Source organism: Alkalihalobacterium chitinilyticum, assembly GCF_029028005.1.
GTDB lineage: Bacteria > Bacillota > Bacilli > Bacillales > Bacillaceae_F > Alkalihalobacterium > Alkalihalobacterium chitinilyticum.
Genome location: NZ_JAOTPO010000007.1, coordinates 209,740 through 231,606 on the forward strand (window position 1 = coordinate 209,740; position 21,867 = coordinate 231,606).

Sequence of the window (21,867 nt, forward strand, 5' to 3'; positions counted from 1 at the left end):
AAGCCATCAATAGATGATGACTCATTCACTAGCTATTATTCAGTTTCTCTATCTAATAAAACTAATATCCGTTCTAAATCGTCTTCTGAGAAAAAATCAATTTCAATTTTCCCTTTACGCTTGCCTTTTTTTATTGTTACCGATGTACCAAAGAAGTCTCGAAGTGATTCTTCACTTGACTTTAAGAATGGTGACTTTTTGTCGTTTTCCTTCTTTGTTTCACGTGAAACATTTTCGTTAATTCTTTGGACAAGCTTTTCTAACTCACGTACACTTAACTTTTCCTGTAGTACTTTTTCTAAAAGCCGTGATAGTGAGCTTTTATCTTTTAACCCCAGCAAGGCACGACCATGTCCCATTGACAGTTTTCCGTCTTGAATAAATTGCTGCACGACATTTGGCAATTGCAAGAGACGAAGGTGATTGGCTACGTGCGGACGACTTTTACCTAATCGAATAGCTAACTGCTCTTGTGTCACTTGCATATGTTGCATTAACTTCTCATAAGCCATCGCTTCTTCAATCGGGTTTAAATCTTCCCGTTGTAAATTTTCAATAAGTGCTAACTCCATCATTTTCTCTTCTGACAGATCTCTTATAACAACCGGCACTGTTTCAAGTCCTGCTTCAATCGCCGCACGATAGCGTCTTTCACCAACAACAATTTCATAGCCTTTTATACTTTTCCTAGCAATGAGCGGTTGAAGAATTCCATGATTTTGGATTGATTCTTTTAATTCTTCAATTGACTTTTGTGAAAAGTTTTTACGTGGCTGATATGGATTCGGACGTAAATCTCTTACCTTTATTTCTTGAACCTTTTCTTCTTTTTCATTAGCTGCTTCTGGAAAAAAAGCTTGAAGCCCCTTACCTAACCCTTTGGCCATCAGCTACCACTTCCTTTGCTAATTCTAAATAGACTTCGGCACCTCTTGATTTTGGATCGTATATAATGATAGGTTGTCCATGACTAGGTGCCTCACCAAGACGAACATTCCGTGGGATAATCGTTTGAAAGACTTTTTCACGGAAGTATTTTTTCACTTCATCAATGACTTGGATTCCAAGATTGGTTCTAGCGTCTAACATCGTTAATAAGACACCTTCTATTTCTAATTCTGTATTTAAATGTTTTTGGACCAGTCTTACTGTATTTAATAACTGACTTAACCCTTCTAGCGCATAGTACTCACATTGAACTGGGATTAGTACAGAGTCAGCTGCAGTTAATGCATTTATTGTTAATAAGCCTAGTGAAGGTGGACAATCAATAATCATATAATCATATTCTTCAGCTACTGAGGCTAAAGCTCGCTTGAGACGAACTTCTCTAGAAATGGTTGGAACCAACTCAATTTCTGCACCAGAAAGCTGTATGGTTGAAGGAATAATATGTAGATTTTCTACATTCGTTACTTTTATAATTTCATTGGCAGGAACATCTTCAACTAAAATATCGTAAACACATTGATCAACATCGCCTTTTTCTACCCCGGCACCACTCGTAGCATTACCTTGAGGATCGATGTCTACAAGTAAAACTTTCTTCCCGATATATGCTAAGCATGCGCTTAAATTCACAGCTGTTGTCGTTTTTCCAACCCCACCTTTCTGGTTGGCGACCGCAATGATCTTCCCCATCCTGACACCTTCTTTCTTCTCTAAAACACCCTTCATTTTTTTATTTTATCATGAAATGTTTTTATTGTTTTCTTTTATTTAAAATTTTTACTTTTTTCCTTCAATTCTCCTATATGATTAGAAAAGCGGAAGCACCCGTTTAGCGGCGTAGAGACTGGAGCTCCCCCGTATGAGATATAGGAAACACAGTGAGAGCTAACGAACTGATGTTGACTTATCGTAAGGAGGGGACGCGAAGTCTACTAGACGCTGGGTGTTGCAGCTTGTCGCCAATAAGCGGAAGGCGTCCGCTTATTGGCGACAAGCGCTGGAAATCCAAAAAAATAACCTATCATATAGATAGATTATTTCTTAGGGATCCGTATCGTAAATTGGTAGAATTCATCATTTTCTTCTTCTGCTGTATCAACGTCTAAACCTGTTTTCATAACCATATCAACAGACTGGCGAATCGTATTCATCGCAATTCGCATATCTTTCGAATACAATTTATGTTTCGGTTTTTTCTTTTTAGGAGCCTCGCTAGCTTCTAATTTCGCTTTAACCCGTTCTTCCGTTTGCTTAACATTCAAGCCTTTTTCAATAATCTCTTCTAAGATCTGTTCTTGCCACTCCGCATTTTTTAATGAGATTAAAGCTCTTGCATGACGCTCTGTTATATTCCTCTCTAAAATTGCATCTTGAACAGACTGCGGCAAATGTAGCAGTCGTAATTTATTTGCAATCGTAGATTGTCCTTTTCCTAATCGTTGCGCTAAGCTTTCTTGAGTTAATCCGTGTAACTCAAGCAGCTTTGCATAGGCAATCGCTTCTTCAATAGCTGTTAAACCTTCTCGTTGCAGGTTTTCAATTAATGCAACAGAAGCTGTTTGCGAATCATTGAATTCTTTAATAATAGCCGGGATCGTGTCCCACCCTAGGCTCGTGACCGCTCTCCAACGTCGTTCCCCAGCAATTAATTCATATTGCCCTTCTCGTTTTCTTACTACAATGGGTTGAATGACACCATGTGTTTTTATCGTTTGTGCTAATTCTTCAATTCTCTCATTATCAAAAACAGTACGTGGTTGGAACCGATTTGGAACAATTTCATGAATAGGAATTTGTTTTACTTCTTCTCTTTCCTCATTTGTTTCGCTTTCTTTTTTTTCACCTGTTTCCACTTCTTCTTCATTTTTCTCTCCGAAGCCGAATAGGCGTGAAAACGGCTGTTTCATCGCCTTACACCACCTTCTGAATAATACCGTCTATTATAGTATTTATTTCGATAAGATCATACAATATTCCTGCTTATATCTATAAGTCTTTTATATCTTGGTTTTAAGCTTCACGTCAAGTATTTCTTGCTAGATTAAGTGTTTCACGTGAAACAATTTATATTACTCTATGAAAATACGTTACAAATAGCATGATTAAATATAACCATATGTAAAATATTCCCATAATTATTTAAACCGATATTTTATCATTATTTTATAAAGGCCATCACTAGATAACGTTCGTTCACTTCAACTAATAAGGCATGATAAACTTTCTACATTAATTATAACATCACTTTCAAAATCAGTTGTCATGAATTTAAAAAGAAAAGAGCTGTGTCAATTGTTATTCCTTTTCTTCCACAGCTCTCCCCTTCGATCTTGTTTATACGAGCGGTTGTTTATTAGGTGTACCTGGCTTTCTTGGATACTTGTTTGGTGTTGCTTTTAGTTTTTCTACTATTATAATGTGACGTTCACTTTCTTCGATCGGCAGGAGAAAACGCTCATCTTTCACTAGCTTTCCGCCAAGTAATGAGATTGCTTTTTTTCCCTCTTGCAATTCCTCACTCGCTCCTGCGCCTTTCATCGCAATAAATGTTCCATTCACTTTAACTAATGGAAGACAAAGTTCTGTAAGTACAGGCATTCTTGCGACTGCTCTCGCCATGACAATATCGTATTTTTCACGATGATCTTTATTTTTTCCAAACTGTTCAGCCCGGTCATGGAAAAAAGATACGTTATCTAAGTTCAGTGTATCCGCTAAGTGATTTAAAAAACCGATTCGCTTATTTAATGAATCAACAATGCTCACATGAAGATGTGGGAAGCAGATTTTTAATGGAATACTCGGAAATCCTGCCCCTGCTCCTACGTCAATAATTTTAAACGGCTTCGAAAAATCAAAATAAAAAGCTGCGGAAATGGAGTCAAAAAAGTGCTTTAAGTACACTTCATTCTCTTCTGTTATTGCCGTCAAGTTCATTTTTTCATTCCATTCGACTAATGTGTGGAAATAACGATCAAATTGTTCAAGTTGTGTCGGCGAAAGAGAAATCCCCTTCTCTTCTAACATATGCTGAAATTGTTCTTTACTCATAGGTCCTCCAAAATGCAATTAGGATGGTTTTACTTTTGCTAGCTTTCCTTGCTCTAAATAAATAAGCAAGATGGAAATATCAGCTGGATTAACACCTGAAACACGTGAAGCTTGACCGACGGATAACGGACGAACTTGACTTAACTTTTGCTTCGCTTCTGTTGCCAGCCCTGAGATGGCATGATAATCGAGATCTTCCGGAATTTTTTTATCTTCCATTTTCAATGCACGCGCTACTTGTTGTAATTGTTTTTCAATATAGCCTTCATATTTCACTTGAATTTCAACTTGTTCCGCAACATCGTCAGATATATCTTTATCTGCAGGAACCATCTTTTCAATTAATGAATATTTAATTTCAGGTCTTTTTAATAAGTGCACTGCACGTATAGCCTCACTTAATGGAGAAGACTGTGCATTGGCTAACAAAGCTAGAACATCCTCATTCGGCTTGATCATCACTTCTTCTAACCTTTGCTTTTCTTCTTCAATTAGTCGTTTTTTCTCTTTAAATCGTTCATATCGTTCTTCTCGTATTAAACCGATGTTATACCCAATTTCTGTAAGTCTTAAATCAGCATTATCATGACGCAGCAGTAAGCGGTGCTCTGCACGTGAAGTCAGTAAACGGTACGGCTCATTTGTACCTTTTGTTACTAAGTCATCAATTAACACACCAATATAAGCTTGCGAACGATCCAGGATAAGTCCATCTTTTCCCTGGGAATATCTCGCCCCATTAATTCCTGCAATCAGACCTTGTCCTGCAGCCTCTTCATAACCAGAAGTTCCGTTGATTTGTCCTGCTGTAAATAACCCTGAGATTTTTTTCGTTTCAAGCGTTGGCCATAATTGAGTCGGAACAATCGCATCATACTCAATTGCATATCCTGGACGCATCATTCTCACGTTTTCTAGTCCAGGGATCGTCTTTAACATCTTTAACTGCACTTCTTCTGGTAAGCTCGTTGAGAATCCTTGAACATACACTTCTTTTGTATTTTTACCTTCAGGTTCTAAGAAGATTTGATGTCGCGGTTTATCATTAAATCGTACCACCTTATCCTCAATCGATGGGCAATATCTCGGTCCTGTTCCTTCAATTACACCTGAATACATAGGTGAACGATGTAAGTTGTCATTAATAATATGATGTGTTTGTTCGCTCGTATACGTTAACCAACAAGGTAGTTGATCGGTAATGTATTTTGTTGTTTCATATGAAAAGGCTCGTGGAACATCATCACCCGGTTGAATTTCCGTTTTGGAATAATCGATCGTACTGCTGTTCACACGAGGCGGTGTTCCTGTTTTAAAGCGAACCATCTCAAACCCTAATTCTTGAAGGTGATACGAGAGCTTAACAGATGGTTGCATGTTATTCGGGCCACTTTCGTAGGCTAAATCACCAAGAATGATCTTTCCTCTTAAATAGGTTCCCGTTGTAATAATGACTGCTTTTGAACGGTATTCTGCACCTGTATTTGTAATAACACCTTTACATACCCCATCTTCAACAATTAAGCGATCGACCATGCCTTGTCGAAGTAATAAGTTCTCTTCTTCTTCAATTGTATTTTTCATCTCATGCTGATACATAAACTTATCAGCTTGCGCTCGTAATGCACGAACTGCAGGGCCTTTTCCTGTGTTCAGCATGCGCATTTGAATATGTGTCTTATCAATGTTTCGACCCATTTCTCCGCCCAGGGCATCAATTTCTCGAACGACTATCCCTTTGGCTGGTCCTCCTACTGAAGGGTTACACGGCATATACGCAACTGCATCCAAATTTAAAGTTAATATTAACGTTTGGGCTCCCATTCGAGCGGCTGCAAGGCCGGCCTCACAGCCAGCATGACCTGCACCAATTACGATAACATCAAATTCACCACCTTGATATTGCATGTGGTTTTCAGCTCCTTTTACTTATTTACCTAGACAAAATTGAGAAAACAGTTGATCAATTAAGCTTTCGTGCACACTATCGCCAATAATTTCACCTAGTAATTCCCACGTTCTAGTTATATCTATTTGTACCATATCCACTGGCATTCCATTTTCAACGGCAAGTATCGCATCTTGAACCGATTTTTTAGCTTGGTTAAGAAGAGCAATGTGCCGGGAGTTTGAGACATAGGTTACATCTTCTCCTTCAATACCCGCAACAAAAAACAGTTCTTTAATTGCTTCTTCCAGTTCATCGACACCTTCGTCTCGCAGTAAGGATGTCGTTACAATGGAACGATCTATTGCGAGTTCTTTAACCCGTTCCAGATCAATTTTTTGTTCTAAATCTGTTTTATTAACGATAATAATGGCGTCCATATTTTCTATGGCTTCCATTAAAGCTTCGTCTTCTTTTGTTAATTCTTCACTATAATTAAGAACTAAGAGGATCAGTTGAGCCGCTTTCAATGCTTGTCGCGATCGCTCAACACCAATTTTTTCTACTATATCTTCAGTTTCACGTATTCCTGCCGTATCAATTAACCGTAAAGGAACACCTCTTACATTAACATATTCCTCAATCACATCTCTTGTTGTACCTGGAATATCAGTAACAATCGCTTTGTTTTCATGAACTAAGCTGTTTAATAATGAAGATTTCCCCACGTTTGGGCGTCCAATAATCGCGGTAGCTAAACCTTCTCTTAGGATTTTTCCTTGTGCCGCTGTTTCTAATAACTTTTCTATTTCCTGGTACACAAATTGAGCTTTTTCGAGTAAGAGTTGATTTGTCATTTCTTCAGCATCATACTCTGGATAGTCAATATTTACTTCTACGTGTGCTACCGTTTCTAACAAAGCTTGGCGTAGTGTTTTAATTTTCTTTGAAAGCCGGCCATCTAATTGCCCTAGCGCTACATTCATAGCACGGTCGGTTTTGGCACGAATTAAGTCAATAACACCTTCAGCTTGAGATAAATCAATTCTTCCATTTAAAAAAGCTCGCTTCGTAAATTCACCAGGTTCAGCTAGACGTGCTCCTTCATTTAACACCAGTTGCAAAACTCGATTAACTGACACTAAGCCACCGTGACAATTAATTTCTATAATGTTTTCACGTGTAAATGTTCTAGGACCTCTTAAAACAGATACCATGACTTCCTCTACTTTATTTCCTGTTTGAGGATCAATAATATATCCATAATGGATCGTATGACTTTCAACTTCTCCTAATCGTTGCTTTCCTTTATATACCTTGTCCGCAATTTGTATTGCATCATCACCAGAAAGTCTTACGATGGCAATCGCTCCCTCTCCCATCGGTGTTGATATAGCGGCAATTGTATCCAACTCCATTGTGTCACCTCACTTCTGAGCTTCATTTCTATAATAAAATAACTTTCATTATATAATCGTTCAAATATACTTCCCTAAAAAAATAGAATACCACATATTCCCGTCCAAAAAAAGATATCAACAACCTCCGTATTATTTTAACCTATATTCTTAGAAGAAAAACTATCCACATGTGGACAATTCATTTCCATCTAAAAATAGAAAGTTTTTTCACTTCCTTTTGCTAAAATCAACATCATCAGCCATATGGAATCCTTAATAAACGCTAAAAAAAAACGTAGTGATTGCATACGTTTAGGCAAAGACAGATCAGTACTTGCACTTATACTTAATGTAAACTGACCGTTTCGTAGATAAATTCTTTGCTGAAAACTTTGTTTTCTTAACAAAAAAAAAGAAGCTGTACACCTCATTTTTGAGATGCACAGCCATTTATAGATATCACCATTGATTCCTTATTTCGGGTTGATCACAATATATCGTTTCGGCTCTTGCCCTTCAGAGTATGTTGCGATTCCCTTACTATTTTGAAGTGCAGTGTGAATGATTTTACGTTCATGAGCTTGCATAGGCTCTAACTTGACCGTTTTTTTCGTTTGGATTGCTTTTTTTGCTAGTCGTTCGGCTAACTGCTCTAACGACTGCTTTCTGCGTTCCCGGTAGTTTTCTGCATCTAAACGAATACGTAAAAAGCCATCTGAGTTGCGATTAGCCACTAAATTCACTAAGTATTGAAGCGAATCCAATGTTTGTCCTCTTCTTCCAATTAGAGTTCCTATATGCTCACCTTGTAAGTCAAAAATAGTTTCCCGACTATCCGCCTTTATGACGATATTCACTTGGACATCCATTTTTTCGAATAAAACATTGAGAAAATCCCTAGCTTCTTCTACGGAATCAGGTTTTAATTCAACTTCAACCACTGCAGGTTTTCCACCGAAAAGTCCAAAGAATCCCTTTTGAGGTTCCTCTTTCACTTGTACCTCTACTTTTTCTCTTGTGGTATTTAGTTCTACTAACGCTTTTTCAATCGCTTCTTCAATCGTTTTTCCAGATGCAGTCACTTTTTTCACTTTTTCTTTCCTCCTGCACTTGCTGGCTCATCTTTTTTCCCTACATTAGGACCTGTAATAAAGTAGGTTTGTACAATCATAAATAAGTTACCTACTACCCAGTACAATGTTAACGCTGCTGGGAAGAACATCGCAAAGACGAAAATCATGATCGGCATCATGTAAAGTAAGATCTTCATTTGCGGATTGTCCGTTACCATCATCATCTTTTGCTGGATAAATGTCGTAATACCAGCAATCAACGGAAGTAAAATTGGATCAGGAACATCAAGATAGAACCACAAGAATTGCTGATGGCCAATTTCTTCAGTACGCATAATTGCATGATAAAATGCAAGTAATATTGGCATTTGAATAAATAAAGGTAAACATCCAGCTAAAGGATTGACTCCTTTTTCCTGGAACATTTTCATCGTTTCTTGTTGAAGCTTTTGTTGTGTTTTTTGATCTTTTGCACTATATTTTTCACGTAGTTTTTGCATTTCCGGCTGTATTGCTTGCATCGCCTTTGCGCTCTTAGTTTGTTTTATCATTAATGGTAGAAGTACTGTCCTGATTAAGATAGTTACTATTATTATAGCCAAACCAAAACTATCATTAAAAACATCTGCAAAATAAATGATTAACCAAGATAATGGATATACAAGGTAGCGATCCCAAACACCAGTACTTTCAGCGTTGATTGGTTCTTCTAGGTTAAAACACCCTGTAAGAAGCACAAGCATACTGATAAGCAACAAGGTTAAACCAAGCTTTCTTGACACCTATATTTCCTCCTTGTCATTCACCAAATCTACTTTTATTTTTACGGTTAGGCACCGCCTGATTTTCACTATGTAAACGATCTTTTAAAAACACACCAGCTTTTTTAGAAACATGGATTAAACTTTTTTCCATCTCAAAAAAATCCATATCTGCTGTCGGTTTTCTCGCAATAACCACATAGTCTTTATCTTGCATTAACTGATCTTCATACTGGTGGAACCATTCACGTATGACTCTTTTAATTCGATTACGCATCACAGCGTTACCAACTCGTTTACTAACCGATAAGCCGATCCGAAAATGAGGTTGTCCTTCTTTATGAAGTGCATACAAGACAAATTGACGGTTAGCAACGGACTTTCCTTTTTTAAATACTATAGAGAACTCTTCATTTTTCTTAATTCGAAAAGCTTTCTTCATCCGTTACCCCCAACGATCCTAATTATAATTAAATTTTCTACTACTAAATAGAAGAGCAGCATTATCGCTGCCTCTTTTTTTAGTGAAAAAGACCACTGAAGATTCCAGTGGCCTATGCAGATAATACTTTTCTTCCTTTACGACGACGACGAGCTAAGACTTTACGACCGTTTGGTGTGCTCATACGTGCACGGAAGCCGTGAACTTTCTTACGCTTTCGGTTATTTGGTTGAAACGTTGGTTTTCCCATCTATAACACCTCCCTGAGGATATACTCAACATAGACATTCTTGTAAATTATAAGGAACGAACCGACCAATTGTCAAGTACACCTTTCGATTTGTCATGTTGTTAAATCTTTCATAATCATCAGCTTACTCATTTCTAGAATAACCATCTCAAAGGATCCGTAGACAAAATCTCATATGTCATTACACTTTTCGACTTGTGGATAACATTTATCGACAGCATCTGACTTTTCCTCAAGATTATTTACAACATATACACACCATCTAGTGTTGTGGACAAAAACTAAACACAAGGGCTAGTATTCTGTGGATAAATCAATAAAAGCGTTGCAACACCTATCATTTTTTGCTATTATATATTTGTTTTCACCCGTGGATAGTTTTCGAACAAAGTAACATTATCCACAACCTGTGCATAAACCTGTGGACAGTTACTAAAAGGTGTTTATAGTCTTGTCCACACAATGTTTATAATTTATATTACGACGCTTTTCTACTATATTATACATTTCTCCACACATTATGTGTATTGCATACTTATACATTTATAAAAAACTGCATTATACAATCGTTGTACAGAAAGGTAGAAGAAAGCTACTATCCTATAAAAACTTGGATATAAGCCAAGTTTTTATTTAATTATTTTTTAAAGTACGGAAATTAATCCCTAAGAAAAGGAGGGAGCAATAATTGGAGAACATAAACGACTTATGGGACCGAGCTCTTGCTGCAATGGAAGTGAAGGTAAGTAAACCAAGCTTCGAAACATGGTTAAAGGCTACAAAAGCAAACAGTATTGAAAGTGATACGATCATCATTACTGCACCTAATGAGTTTGCGAGAGATTGGTTAGAAAATCGTTATTCGAGTATTATTTCTGAAACGTTAGAAGATATTACTGGATCTAATTTAAGTGTTAAATTTATTATTCCCAAAAACCAATTAGAGGATGACTTTTTAATTGAACAAGAAGTAAAGAAGTTACCAAAAGAGCCGCTTCCAGCTAACGGTGACATCCCAAAAAGTATGTTAAATCCAAAATACACATTCGATACTTTTGTTATTGGTTCTGGAAATCGTTTTGCTCATGCTGCATCACTAGCCGTTGCCGAAGCTCCAGCAAAAGCTTATAATCCTTTGTTTATTTATGGTGGTGTCGGGCTTGGAAAAACCCACTTAATGCATGCAATCGGTCACTACGTTATCGATCATAATCCGAATGCAAAAGTAGTTTATTTATCATCAGAGAAATTCACGAATGAGTTTATAAATTCAATCCGTGACAATAAAGCTGTTCATTTTCGTAATAAGTACAGAAATGTGGACGTGCTCTTAATAGATGATATTCAGTTTTTAGCTGGAAAAGAACAAACACAAGAAGAATTTTTCCATACATTCAATGCGTTGCATGAAGAAAGCAAACAAATTGTCATTTCAAGTGACCGTCCACCTAAAGAAATCCCAACGTTAGAAGACCGGTTACGTTCTCGATTTGAGTGGGGGTTAATCACTGATATTACTCCTCCTGATTTAGAAACGAGAATTGCTATTTTAAGAAAGAAAGCAAAAGCTGAGAATTTAGATATTCCGAATGAAGTTATGTTATATATCGCAAACCAAATTGACACGAATATCCGTGAATTAGAAGGTGCTCTCATTCGCGTTGTTGCTTATTCATCGCTCATAAATCAAGATATGAATGCAGACCTGGCAGCAGATGCGCTTAAAGATATTATTCCTAATTCAAAACCGAAAGTGCTGACAATCATTGATATTCAAAAAGCAGTTGGAGAACACTATAGTGTCAAATTAGATGATTTTAAAGCAAAAAAACGAACAAAGTCTGTAGCTTTTCCACGTCAGATTGCGATGTATTTATCTCGAGAAATGACAGATGCATCTTTACCTAAAATCGGGAGTGAATTTGGGGGGCGTGACCACACAACGGTCATTCACGCTCACGAAAAGATATCAAAATTGTTAACGACCGATCACGAGCTACAACAAAAAGTTCAAGACATAGTCGAACAACTAAGAAATTAAATTTGTGATTTATGTGAATAACTCAACCTAGCCTATGCACACATTATCCACATGTGTATAGGCTTTATCTTTCGACTATTTTCTACTTATCCACAAATCCACAAGCCCTATTACTATTACTATTACTTTTTTAAATAAAAAAATAATTAATTAAAGGTGATCAAACATGCAATTTGTAATTAATAGAGATCGTTTCGTACATAGTGTCCAGCATGTGTCAAAAGCTGTTTCTTCAAGAACGACGATTCCCATTCTTACTGGTATTAAGATTGTTGCAACAAAAGAAGGTGTAACATTAACAGGGAGCGATTCTGATATTTCAATTGAGAGCTTTATTCCTACAGAAGAAAATGACAAAGTTCTAGTTGAAGTGTTAGAAGAAGGAAGTATTGTACTTCAAGCGAAGTATTTTGCGGAAATCGTAAAAAAACTTCCTGAAGGTCAAATTGAACTTTCTGTACAAGATCAATTTGCCACTACGATTCGTTCAGGTTCAGCTGTCTTTAATTTAAACGGGCTTGATCCGGAAGAATACCCGCGCTTACCACAAGTCGAAGAACATCATGTTTTTCGTTTACCACAAGACTTACTAAAAAACATAATTCGACAAACAGGGTTCGCGGTGTCCACTCAGGAAACACGTCCGGTGTTGACAGGTGTAAACTTAACAGTAGAAAACGAAGAGTTAATCTGTACTGCAACAGATAGTCACCGGTTAGCGATGAGAAAAGCAAAGATCGAAACAAATAATACAGAGCTGCATTTTGAAAATGTCGTAATCCCAGGAAAAAGTTTAAGTGAATTAAGTAAAGTTTTAGAAGAAACAGATCAACTCATTGATGTTGTTGTTACTGAAAGCCAAGTTTTATTTCGTTTAAATAATTTATTGTTTTTCTCAAGATTGCTAGATGGTAAATATCCAGTAACTAAAAATATGATCCCGACACATTCAAAGACGGAATTTAAAATTAAAACAAAACCGTTTTTACAAACGTTAGAGAGAGCATTATTACTTTCAAGAGAAGGGAAAAATAATGTGATAAACTTAAAGACACTTGAAGAGGGTGAAATTGAAATTACTTCAATTACGCCTGAAATTGGAAAAGTTACTGAGAAAATTAAGAGCAGTGATTTAAGTGGTGAGGATTTAAGAATTTCATTTAATGGAAAAAATGTTATTGATGCCCTGAAGGTTGTCGATAGTGAGGAAATTCATATTGTATTTACTGGAGCCATGAGTCCGTTTGTTGTTCGACCAACAGAACATGATTTAGCACTTCATCTATTTTCTCCAGTGCGTACTTACTAATCGATACAGCTGCAAGCCAATGGCCTGCAGCTTTTTAGAAACATAAGGAAAGGCTTAAATAATGGGATTTTACTAAGTTAATGCACAGCTATTGGCGTTCTACTAATAGTTTAGTACAATAGAGATAAGAACTTAATTACCGATGGAGTAAAAAAGGTGAAACCGATGAATAACAGCAATTGCCGAAAAGATTGCTGTTTTATCTTTGTACAAGAAAGTGAGGGTTCTCTATGCCAGAAGAAGTAGTAATTAATTCTGAATATATTACTTTAGGTCAACTGCTTAAAGAAATTGGAGTCATTGATACAGGTGGTATGGCTAAATGGTTTTTATCTGAGCATGAAGTTGTTGTGAATAATGAATTAGAAAACCGTCGCGGAAAAAAATTATATCCTAACGATCAAATTACCATTTCAACAGTAGGTACTTTCAAGATAGTGAACGGATCTTAAGGGGGATCACCCTTTGCACATTAAAGAACTAGTGGTAACTAATTACCGAAATTATGAAAAAGTAACCCTGACATTTGAAGATCGAGTAAACGTTATTCTTGGTGAAAATGCGCAGGGAAAAACAAATTTAATTGAAGCCATCTATGTCCTTGCGATGGCAAAATCACATCGAACCGCTCGTGATAAAGAATTAATTCATTGGAATGAAGAATTTGCAAAAATAGATGGCAAGCTTCAAAGACGAAATGGCCCGTTATCGTTAGAAGTTATTATTTCCTCAAAAGGTAAAAAAGTAAAAATAAATAGTCTAGAACAACGAAAATTAAGTGAATACATTGGTGCAGCAAATGTTGTGATGTTTGCCCCGGAAGACTTAAATCTAGTAAAAGGCGCTCCTCAAGTGAGGAGACGTTTTATTGATATGGAAATAGGTCAAATTAATCCACTATATCTTTTTCACTTAGGTAAATATCAAAAAATCCTTCAACAACGAAATCACCTCCTCAAAGAATTACAAAAGAATAAAGGCAATAAAGTGATGCTAGATGTGATAACTGCACAGCTAGTCGCGGAAGCCGTTAAGGTGATTGCAAAACGATTTGAGTTTATTGAGTTACTTCAAAATTGGGCAGAAGCTATCCATAAAGAGATCAGTCGAGGAAAAGAGTTGTTAAAACTCCAATATAAACCATCTATTAACGTATCAGAAAAGATGGAATTGTCGAAAATAGAACTAGAACTCTATAACGGATTTGAAAAAGTAAAGGAAAGAGAAATCCAAAGAGGAACAACTCTTGTTGGTCCGCATCGGGATGATATTGGATTTTTAGTGAATGACATGGATGTACAAACATTTGGTTCTCAAGGACAACAACGGACGACAGCTTTGTCAGTAAAGTTAGCAGAGATCGAACTGATTCATTCTAAAGTGGGTGAGTATCCTATTCTTCTCTTAGATGATGTTCTTTCAGAATTAGATGATTACCGGCAATCGCATTTATTAAATACAATCCAAGGAAAAGTCCAAACATTTGTTACAACAACAAGTGTAGAAGGAATTGATCATCAAACTTTAAAGCAAGCAGCGACGTACTTTGTCAATCAAGGTCAAGTCGAGAAAAAGAACTGAGGTGGTCTTTTGTTTATTCATTTAGGTGGAGATACGATTATCCGCTCCAAAGATGTTGTAGCTATATTAAATAGCGATATGAAAGAGTCATCAGGAATAACAAAAGAGTTTATTAATGCCCATTTAAAAGCAAATTATGTTGTCCAGATTTCAGAAGAAATCATTAAGTCGATTGTCATAACGACTGAAAAGGTGTATTATTCCCCGATTTCATCTGTGACATTAAAACGAAGAGCTCATGTGGTGTCTGAGCTTGAAAGTTATGCTGATTAGTTCTTTACAAAGATAAGAAGTATAACATTTAGGTGATTTGCAGCTTCAGCGCTGCTAAACGGGGACTCGCGCTTTTCTTGATTGACGACATAAAAATTGACAGTGGAAATCACTGATAGAAGTGAAGGTGAAGAGATTGACGATTGAACAACAACATTCATACGATGAAAGTCAAATACAGGTGTTAGAAGGTTTAGAAGCTGTTAGAAAACGTCCAGGAATGTATATTGGTTCTACCAGTATACGAGGCTTACACCATTTAGTATGGGAAATCGTTGATAATAGTATTGACGAAGCAATGGCTGGCTATTGTGACACGATTACAATCTCAATTGAAGACGATAATAGTATAACTGTTGTAGATAACGGACGAGGTATTCCTGTTGGTATCCATGAGAAAATGGGAAGACCTGCAGTTGAAGTTATCATGACAGTGCTCCATGCTGGCGGAAAGTTTGGCGGAGGCGGATACAAAGTATCTGGCGGGTTGCACGGTGTAGGTGCTTCGGTTGTAAATGCTCTTTCCTCATTGTTAGAGGTAACTGTTTCTCGTGATGGTAAGATACATCATCAACGATTTGAACGCGGTGTTCCACAAGGAGATCTCCAAGTGATTGGTGAAACGGAAGACCATGGAACAAAGGTTCATTTTAAGCCTGATCCTGAAATTTTTAGAGAAACAACGGTTTATGAGTATGATACGTTAGCGACAAGAGTACGAGAGTTAGCCTTTTTAAATCGTGGTCTAACGCTAGAAATTACCGACAATCGCCCTGATGGGAAGTCTGCAAAATTCCACTATGAAGGTGGAATTGCTTCGTTTGTAGAACATCTTAATCGAACGAAAGAAACTCTTCATGAAGAGCCGATTTTCATTGAAGGCGAAAAAGATGGATTAAATGTTGAAATTGCTGTTCAGTATAATGATGGTTATACCAGTAACATCTATTCTTTTGCTAATAACATTAGTACACATGAAGGGGGTACCCATGAATCTGGGTTCAAAACCGGCCTTACGCGTGTAATTAATGACTATGCTAGAAAGCAAAATTTATTTAAAGAAAATGATCCAAACTTAACAGGTGAAGATGTACGTGAAGGATTAACTGCTATTATTTCAGTCAAAATCCCTGATCCGCAATTTGAAGGGCAAACGAAGACGAAGCTAGGAAACAGTGAAGCTAGAACGATTACTGATTCCTTATTTTCTGAGCACTTTGCTCGTTTCTTATCTGAAAACCCGACGGTAGCGAAGAAGATTGTTGAAAAAGGGTTAATGGCTTCAAGAGCACGTGAAGCTGCCAAAAAAGCTAGAGAGCTGACTCGAAGGAAAAGTGCACTAGAGGTAAGTTCATTACCTGGAAAATTAGCTGACTGTTCTTCTAAAGATGCTACAATCAGTGAGATTTATATTGTTGAGGGTGACTCTGCGGGTGGATCAGCAAAACAAGGTCGTGATCGTCACTTCCAGGCCATTTTACCACTGCGTGGAAAAATTATTAATGTCGAAAAAGCGCGACTCGATAAAATACTAGCAAATAATGAAATTCGTGCGATCATTACGGCTCTGGGCACAGGAATTGGTGACGATTTTAACATTGAAAAAGCACGTTACCATAAGATTATCATTATGACAGATGCCGATGTTGATGGTGCTCATATCCGTACTTTAATTTTAACGTTTTTCTATCGTTATATGCGTCCGATTATTGAAAAAGGCTATATCTATATTGCGCAACCACCGTTATACAAAGTACAACAAGGCCGTGATATACAATACGCGTACAATGATAAAGAACTAGATGCGATTTTAAGTGAGATCCCAGATAAAGCAAAACCTGGCATTCAGCGTTATAAAGGCTTAGGGGAAATGAATCCTGAACAACTATGGGAGACAACGATGGATCCGTCAACAAGAACCGTCTTACAAGTAACACTAGAAGATGCAATGAAAGCCGATGAAGTATTTGAAATCTTGATGGGAGACAAGGTAGAGCCACGACGAGATTTTATCCAAGAAAATGCTCAATACGTTAAGAATTTAGATATATAGTACTCAACCTTGCTCGAAACGGATATATTGGAGGTTTCTAAATGGAAGAACAAGACCGTTCAAGAGTTAAAGAAATAAATATTAGCCAAGAGATGAAATCATCTTTCTTAGATTACGCAATGAGTGTTATTGTCAGCCGTGCGTTACCTGATGTTCGAGACGGCTTAAAGCCTGTTCATAGACGAATTTTATACGCTATGAATGAGCTTGGCATGACATCTGATAAAGCCTATAAGAAATCAGCTCGTATCGTTGGTGAGGTTATTGGTAAGTACCACCCTCACGGCGACTCAGCGGTTTATGAAACGATGGTACGGATGGCGCAAAATTTTAGTTATCGCTATATGCTTATTGATGGGCATGGGAACTTTGGATCGGTTGATGGCGATGCAGCAGCAGCGATGCGTTATACAGAAGCAAGAATGTCGAAAATTTCGATGGAGCTTATCCGAGATATTAACAAGGATACAATTGATTACCAAGATAACTATGATGGTTCAGAAAGAGAACCGATTGTGTTACCATCGCGTTTTCCAAATCTTTTAGTCAATGGTACTTCAGGTATTGCTGTAGGAATGGCAACGAATATTCCACCACATCAATTAGGTGAAGTAATTGATGGTGTGTTGGAGTTAAGCCATAATCCTGAAATTAGTGTTGCTGAATTAATGGATTTTATACCTGGTCCAGATTTCCCGACAGGAGCAGAAATTGTTGGGATTTCAGGAATTAGAAAGGCTTATCAAACGGGTAGAGGCTCTATTACACTTAGAGCTAAGTCTCATATTGAGGAAATGCAAAATGGTAAGCAGCGAATAATCGTAACAGAAATCCCGTACCAAGTGAATAAAGCAAAGCTGATTGAAAAGATTGCAGAACTTGTCCGCGATAAAAAAATAGATGGAATAACAGACCTTCGTGATGAGTCCGACCGTACAGGTATGCGAATCGTCATTGAAGTTCGTCGTGATGCGAATGCAAATGTGTTACTAAATAATTTGTTTAAGCAAACAGCACTTCAGACAAGTTATGGGATTAACTTATTAGCGCTAGTAGACGGGCAACCTAAAGTGTTAAACCTAAAAGAGTGCTTGTACCATTACTTAGAGCACCAAAAAGTGGTCATCCGTCGCCGTACAGCGTTTGAGTTAAGAAAAGCAGAAGCAAGAGCCCATATTCTTGAAGGACTGCGTATTGCATTAGACCATATTGATGAAATTATTTCATTAATCCGAGGTTCACAAACGACTGAAATTGCAAGAAACGGATTAATGGAGCGATTTGAATTAAGTTACGAACAAGCTCAAGCGATCTTGGATATGCGATTACAACGTTTGACAGGATTAGAGCGAGATAAAATTGAAGCTGAATACGCTGAACTCGTTCAACGTATAGCAGAATTAAGAGCTATTTTAGCGGATGGAGAAAAAGTATTAGAAATTATCCGTGAAGAACTAATAGAAGTTCGAGAAAAATTCAATGATGAGCGCCGTACGATTATTTCCATTGGGGAAGAATCATTTGAAGATGAAGATCTTATTCCTCGTCAAAATATCGTTATAACGTTAACTCATAATGGCTATATTAAACGTTTGCCGATTTCGACTTACCGCAGCCAAAAGCGCGGCGGGAAGGGAATTCAAGGAATGGGTACAAATGATGATGACTTTGTTCAACATCTATTTACGACAAACTCACATCATACGATTCTCTTCTTTACAAATAAAGGGAAAGTTTATCGTCTAAAGGGGTATGAAATTCCTGAGCTGGGAAGAACGGCAAAAGGAATTCCAATTATCAATCTTTTACAAATTGAGAAAGAAGAGTACATTAGTACAGTCATTCCAATTGAAGAGTTTGATGATAAACATAATCTTTTCTTTATGACGAAAGAAGGAATTTGTAAACGATCACCATTATCTTACTTTGCAAATATTCGCAGAGGCGGATTGTTTGCTATTAATCTACGTGAAGAAGATGAATTGCTAGGGGTTCGTTTAACCGATGGAAATCAAGAAATTATCATTGGAACGAAGAGCGGTTTAGCTATTCGCTTCCATGAAGATGACGTTCGTTTAATGGGACGTACAGCTACAGGTGTTAAAGGAATTACGTTATCTGATGATGACCGCGTTGTTGGAATGGATATCATTGAAGCCGATCACGACGTATTAACTGTTACTGAAAAAGGTTATGGTAAGCGAACAACGATTGATGATTACCGCATTCAAAATCGTGGTGGTAAAGGTATAAAAACATGTAACATCACTGATAAAAATGGACCAGTTGTTTCATTAACCGTTGTTTCTAATGATCACGATCTTATGATTATTACAACAGCTGGCGTCATCATTCGCCTGCATGTAAGTGAAATCTCACAATTGGGAAGAAATACACAAGGGGTAACCCTTATTCGTGTAGGTGACGATGGTGAAGTAGCAACGGTAGCTCGAGTAGATATCGATGATGAAGATATTGAAGAACGAGAAGACGACGTTGAAGGTGAAGAAGAGATCACTAACCCTGATACAGTCAATAATGAAGAAACTTCAGCAGCAGATCGTGTATTGGAAGCAGAAGTAGAAGTAGAACTAGAACCAGAACCAGAACCAGACGACACTAACGAATAATTAGAGTTTGAAATGACTTCAATTTAAGTTACAATATAGTAAAAGGGCCTTTCTCAATGGTTATTGAGGAGGGTCTTTTATTTTTTTAAAAAGAAATGAAGCAAAAGAGTCGAAGATGTCTAGCTTCAACCGCCGCAACTATTGAGACTTGGCTCAACTCCTTGTGACAACAACGGCATACTAGCGTTCACGGTGTTTCCTTTATCTTATACGTTAGAATTCAAGCTGGCAGGTTGCTGAACGGGCGTGTGTGCTGTTCTCTAATGAGTATTATCAGGACTACTGTAGTCAGCAATCTGGTATAAAAGAAGTGTGTTCGTGTAACATTTTGTAGTTTTTAAGTCCTATAAAATCAGTCACTTCTCAGAAAAAACCCTTTATTTACCTGATAAAAGTAACGTATAATAGATCTAACAGTATTGGGATAGAGGGGACATTATGAAGGTTAAGAGGAATCAATTACAAGAAGGATGTATCATTGCCAGCGATCTATTTTTACAAACGAACCAACCTTTTATGAAAAAAAATACAGTGTTAACCGCTGAATTGTTAGAAATGATCAATCGATTTTTAGTTGATGTTGTTGAAGTAGAGAATAAGTTAGTAACCGGTGAGAGATTTACTCCGAAAGAAATAATAGATGAAGAAAGTGAACCGGTTCTCGAAAAAGAAGATCCTTTTATAGACATGTATCTTTCGGCTGTACAAACGTATAAAAAATATTTTCAAGGTTGGCAATCAGGGCTAACTGTAGATATAGCACAATTACGTAAAATGTATTTACCATTATTAGAAAAGGCAATGGATCATCAAGGGGATGTATTAAAGCTGCACCATTATTCGACAAAAGAAAATTACTTGTACCATCATGCTGTTTTTGTTGGAGTTCTTTCTGCTCTAATAGCAAAAAGTCTACATTTCTCAAAAGCTGAATGGATACAGGTTGGAATAGCTGGCCTAATGTCTGATGCTGGAATGTCGAAACTCCCTCACCAACTGATCACAAAAAACGGCCCTCTCTTACAAGCGGAATATGAGGAAGTGAAAAAACATCCTATTAATAGTTATAAAATGCTTAAAGGATTAAAAGGTGTAACAGATGCTGTCTTATTAGCAGTTCTTCAACATCATGAACGAGAAGATGGTTCCGGTTATCCAATGAGAGTACAGGCTGAAAAAATACATGCATTCAGTCAAATCGTTGCAGTAGCCGATGTATATCATGCGATGGTATCAGAGAGATACTACCGCACAAAACAATCACCTTTCAAAGTAATTGAAGAGTTAAATCAAGAGCAATTTGGAAAATTTCAACCAAGTGTCATTCAAGCATTAACAAAAGAATTATTAAGACATTTAGTTGGAATAACCGCTCGGCTTAACAATGGTGAACTAGGTGAGGTTATCTTTATGAATCAACAGCACTTAACACGGCCAATGGTTAAGCTCAATAACTCAGAGGATATTATAAATCTAAGTACACAGTCTTCTCTCTATATAGCTGATATACTCAATTAAATTTTTTAAAATAAACTATTGCATTATAATAAATATCTTGATATAATATTTCTTGTCGCTAAGGAAATACAGCGATACAGCAATACAGCAAAAGAAATAAAAAACACTATTGACTTACTAATTTGTATAGTGTAATATTGATTAAGTTGTCGCAATGACAACAAAAAGTTCTTTGAAAACTGAACAAAAAGCCAAGCGAAATAAATGAGATACATGATATCTCGTCAATGTTTTAAAAACGTCACAGTGATGAATGAACTTCGATTAAGAACGCAACGTCCTGTTGCAACATCGAAGCCGCCACATCCTGTGGAAGTGAGCTATATCAAACACTTTTATGGAGAGTTTGATCCTGGCTCAGGACGAACGCTGGCGGCGTGCCTAATACATGCAAGTCGAGCGGACCTTATAAGAGCTTGCTCTTAAGAGGTTAGCGGCGGACGGGTGAGTAACACGTGGGCAACCTGCCCTGTAGACTGGGATAACTTCGGGAAACCGGAGCTAATACCGGATAATCAATGACACCACATGGTGTCATTGTAAAAGTTGGGATACTAACACTACAGGATGGGCCCGCGGCGCATTAGCTAGTTGGTGAGGTAACGGCTCACCAAGGCGACGATGCGTAGCCGACCTGAGAGGGTGA

At 37.3% G+C, this 21,867-nt stretch carries 18 protein-coding genes and 1 rRNA gene; 9 read left to right on the forward strand and 10 right to left on the reverse strand.

Features of this window, described 5'->3' with window-relative positions:
- Window positions 1-35: 35 nt before the first annotated feature.
- The 10 genes from N7Z68_RS12270 to rpmH all read right to left on the reverse strand — a co-directional run bounded on the left by N7Z68_RS12270 (window position 36) and on the right by rpmH (window position 9,816).
- Window positions 36-887 carry a ParB/RepB/Spo0J family partition protein gene (locus N7Z68_RS12270; protein WP_275118766.1) on the reverse strand — a complete coding sequence of 284 codons (852 nt, stop codon included), beginning with the start codon at window positions 885-887 and terminating at the stop codon, window positions 36-38.
- Window positions 868-1,641 carry a ParA family protein gene (locus N7Z68_RS12275; protein ID WP_275118767.1) on the reverse strand — a complete coding sequence of 258 codons (774 nt, stop codon included), beginning with the start codon at window positions 1,639-1,641 and terminating at the stop codon, window positions 868-870. Before N7Z68_RS12275 ends, N7Z68_RS12270 begins: the two co-directional genes overlap by 20 nt.
- Before the next feature lie 344 nt (window positions 1,642-1,985).
- Window positions 1,986-2,858: a nucleoid occlusion protein gene (noc, locus tag N7Z68_RS12280; RefSeq protein ID WP_275118768.1), complete on the reverse strand. Its 873-nt coding sequence runs from the start codon at window positions 2,856-2,858 to the stop codon at window positions 1,986-1,988.
- 427 nt (window positions 2,859-3,285) lie between these two features.
- Window positions 3,286-4,002: a 16S rRNA (guanine(527)-N(7))-methyltransferase RsmG gene (rsmG, locus tag N7Z68_RS12285; protein ID WP_275118769.1), complete on the reverse strand. Its 717-nt coding sequence runs from the start codon at window positions 4,000-4,002 to the stop codon at window positions 3,286-3,288.
- 18 nt (window positions 4,003-4,020) lie between these two features.
- On the reverse strand, window positions 4,021-5,910 hold the full coding sequence (gene mnmG, locus N7Z68_RS12290) for a tRNA uridine-5-carboxymethylaminomethyl(34) synthesis enzyme MnmG (RefSeq protein WP_275118770.1): 1,890 nt from the start codon (window positions 5,908-5,910) through the stop codon (window positions 4,021-4,023).
- A gap of 21 nt (window positions 5,911-5,931) precedes the next feature.
- Entirely contained in the window at window positions 5,932-7,308 is a 1,377-nt protein-coding gene (mnmE, locus tag N7Z68_RS12295; protein ID WP_275118771.1) for a tRNA uridine-5-carboxymethylaminomethyl(34) synthesis GTPase MnmE, read from the reverse strand.
- Between the two features lie 455 nt (window positions 7,309-7,763).
- Window positions 7,764-8,381 carry an RNA-binding cell elongation regulator Jag/EloR gene (jag, locus tag N7Z68_RS12300; RefSeq protein ID WP_275118772.1) on the reverse strand — a complete coding sequence of 206 codons (618 nt, stop codon included), beginning with the start codon at window positions 8,379-8,381 and terminating at the stop codon, window positions 7,764-7,766.
- The gene (gene spoIIIJ, locus N7Z68_RS12305; RefSeq protein WP_275118773.1) at window positions 8,378-9,145 is read right to left on the reverse strand and encodes a YidC family membrane integrase SpoIIIJ; all 768 of its coding nucleotides are present in this window, start codon (window positions 9,143-9,145) and stop codon (window positions 8,378-8,380) included. The genes jag and spoIIIJ overlap by 4 nt, the downstream gene beginning before the upstream one ends.
- A gap of 16 nt (window positions 9,146-9,161) precedes the next feature.
- Window positions 9,162-9,566, reverse strand: a complete 405-nt coding sequence (rnpA, locus tag N7Z68_RS12310) for a ribonuclease P protein component (protein ID WP_275118774.1) — start codon at window positions 9,564-9,566, stop codon at window positions 9,162-9,164.
- A 112-nt stretch (window positions 9,567-9,678) separates the two neighbouring features.
- The gene (gene rpmH / locus N7Z68_RS12315; RefSeq protein WP_209125223.1) at window positions 9,679-9,816 is read right to left on the reverse strand and encodes a 50S ribosomal protein L34; all 138 of its coding nucleotides are present in this window, start codon (window positions 9,814-9,816) and stop codon (window positions 9,679-9,681) included.
- 688 nt (window positions 9,817-10,504) lie between these two features.
- Between rpmH and dnaA the strand changes: the two genes are divergently transcribed.
- From dnaA to N7Z68_RS12360, 9 genes are all read left to right on the forward strand, one after another.
- Entirely contained in the window at window positions 10,505-11,857 is a 1,353-nt protein-coding gene (gene dnaA / locus N7Z68_RS12320; protein WP_275118775.1) for a chromosomal replication initiator protein DnaA, read from the forward strand.
- Window positions 11,858-12,023: 166 nt separating this feature from the next.
- Window positions 12,024-13,166 (forward strand): DNA polymerase III subunit beta, encoded by a 1,143-nt coding sequence (dnaN, locus tag N7Z68_RS12325; protein WP_275118776.1) that lies wholly within the window; start codon window positions 12,024-12,026, stop codon window positions 13,164-13,166.
- Between the two features lie 230 nt (window positions 13,167-13,396).
- Entirely contained in the window at window positions 13,397-13,618 is a 222-nt protein-coding gene (gene yaaA / locus N7Z68_RS12330) for a S4 domain-containing protein YaaA (RefSeq protein ID WP_275118777.1), read from the forward strand.
- Window positions 13,619-13,631: 13 nt separating this feature from the next.
- Window positions 13,632-14,747, forward strand: a complete 1,116-nt coding sequence (gene recF, locus N7Z68_RS12335; RefSeq protein WP_275118778.1) for a DNA replication/repair protein RecF — start codon at window positions 13,632-13,634, stop codon at window positions 14,745-14,747.
- Between the two features lie 9 nt (window positions 14,748-14,756).
- Window positions 14,757-15,020, forward strand: coding sequence for an extracellular matrix regulator RemB (remB, locus tag N7Z68_RS12340; RefSeq protein ID WP_275118779.1), 264 nt, complete (start codon window positions 14,757-14,759; stop codon window positions 15,018-15,020).
- Between the two features lie 136 nt (window positions 15,021-15,156).
- Complete coding sequence (gyrB, locus tag N7Z68_RS12345; RefSeq protein WP_275118780.1) at window positions 15,157-17,073, forward strand: DNA topoisomerase (ATP-hydrolyzing) subunit B; 1,917 nt, start codon at window positions 15,157-15,159, stop codon at window positions 17,071-17,073.
- 41 nt (window positions 17,074-17,114) lie between these two features.
- Window positions 17,115-19,703 (forward strand): DNA gyrase subunit A, encoded by a 2,589-nt coding sequence (gene gyrA, locus N7Z68_RS12350; RefSeq protein WP_275118781.1) that lies wholly within the window; start codon window positions 17,115-17,117, stop codon window positions 19,701-19,703.
- A gap of 438 nt (window positions 19,704-20,141) precedes the next feature.
- On the forward strand, window positions 20,142-21,221 hold the full coding sequence (locus tag N7Z68_RS12355) for an HD-GYP domain-containing protein (protein ID WP_275118782.1): 1,080 nt from the start codon (window positions 20,142-20,144) through the stop codon (window positions 21,219-21,221).
- Window positions 21,222-21,555: 334 nt separating this feature from the next.
- A 16S ribosomal RNA gene (locus tag N7Z68_RS12360) occupies window positions 21,556-21,867 on the forward strand; the annotation flags it as partial.

Bases quoted from the DNA above. Each gene is read 5' to 3' on its own strand.
- N7Z68_RS12270 (WP_275118766.1), bottom strand. From the start codon at position 887: ATGGCCAAAGGGTTAGGTAAGGGGCTTCAAGCTTTTTTTCCAGAAGCA.
- N7Z68_RS12275 (WP_275118767.1), bottom strand. From the start codon at position 1,641: ATGGGGAAGATCATTGCGGTCGCCAACCAGAAAGGTGGGGTTGGAAAA.
- noc (WP_275118768.1), bottom strand. From the start codon at position 2,858: ATGAAACAGCCGTTTTCACGCCTATTCGGCTTCGGAGAGAAAAATGAA.
- rsmG (WP_275118769.1), bottom strand. From the start codon at position 4,002: ATGAGTAAAGAACAATTTCAGCATATGTTAGAAGAGAAGGGGATTTCT.
- mnmG (WP_275118770.1), bottom strand. From the start codon at position 5,910: ATGCAATATCAAGGTGGTGAATTTGATGTTATCGTAATTGGTGCAGGT.
- mnmE (WP_275118771.1), bottom strand. From the start codon at position 7,308: ATGGAGTTGGATACAATTGCCGCTATATCAACACCGATGGGAGAGGGA.
- rnpA (WP_275118774.1), bottom strand. From the start codon at position 9,566: ATGAAGAAAGCTTTTCGAATTAAGAAAAATGAAGAGTTCTCTATAGTA.
- rpmH (WP_209125223.1), bottom strand. From the start codon at position 9,816: ATGGGAAAACCAACGTTTCAACCAAATAACCGAAAGCGTAAGAAAGTT.
- dnaN (WP_275118776.1), top strand. From the start codon at position 12,024: ATGCAATTTGTAATTAATAGAGATCGTTTCGTACATAGTGTCCAGCAT.
- yaaA (WP_275118777.1), top strand. From the start codon at position 13,397: ATGCCAGAAGAAGTAGTAATTAATTCTGAATATATTACTTTAGGTCAA.
- gyrA (WP_275118781.1), top strand. From the start codon at position 17,115: ATGGAAGAACAAGACCGTTCAAGAGTTAAAGAAATAAATATTAGCCAA.
- N7Z68_RS12355 (WP_275118782.1), top strand. From the start codon at position 20,142: ATGAAGGTTAAGAGGAATCAATTACAAGAAGGATGTATCATTGCCAGC.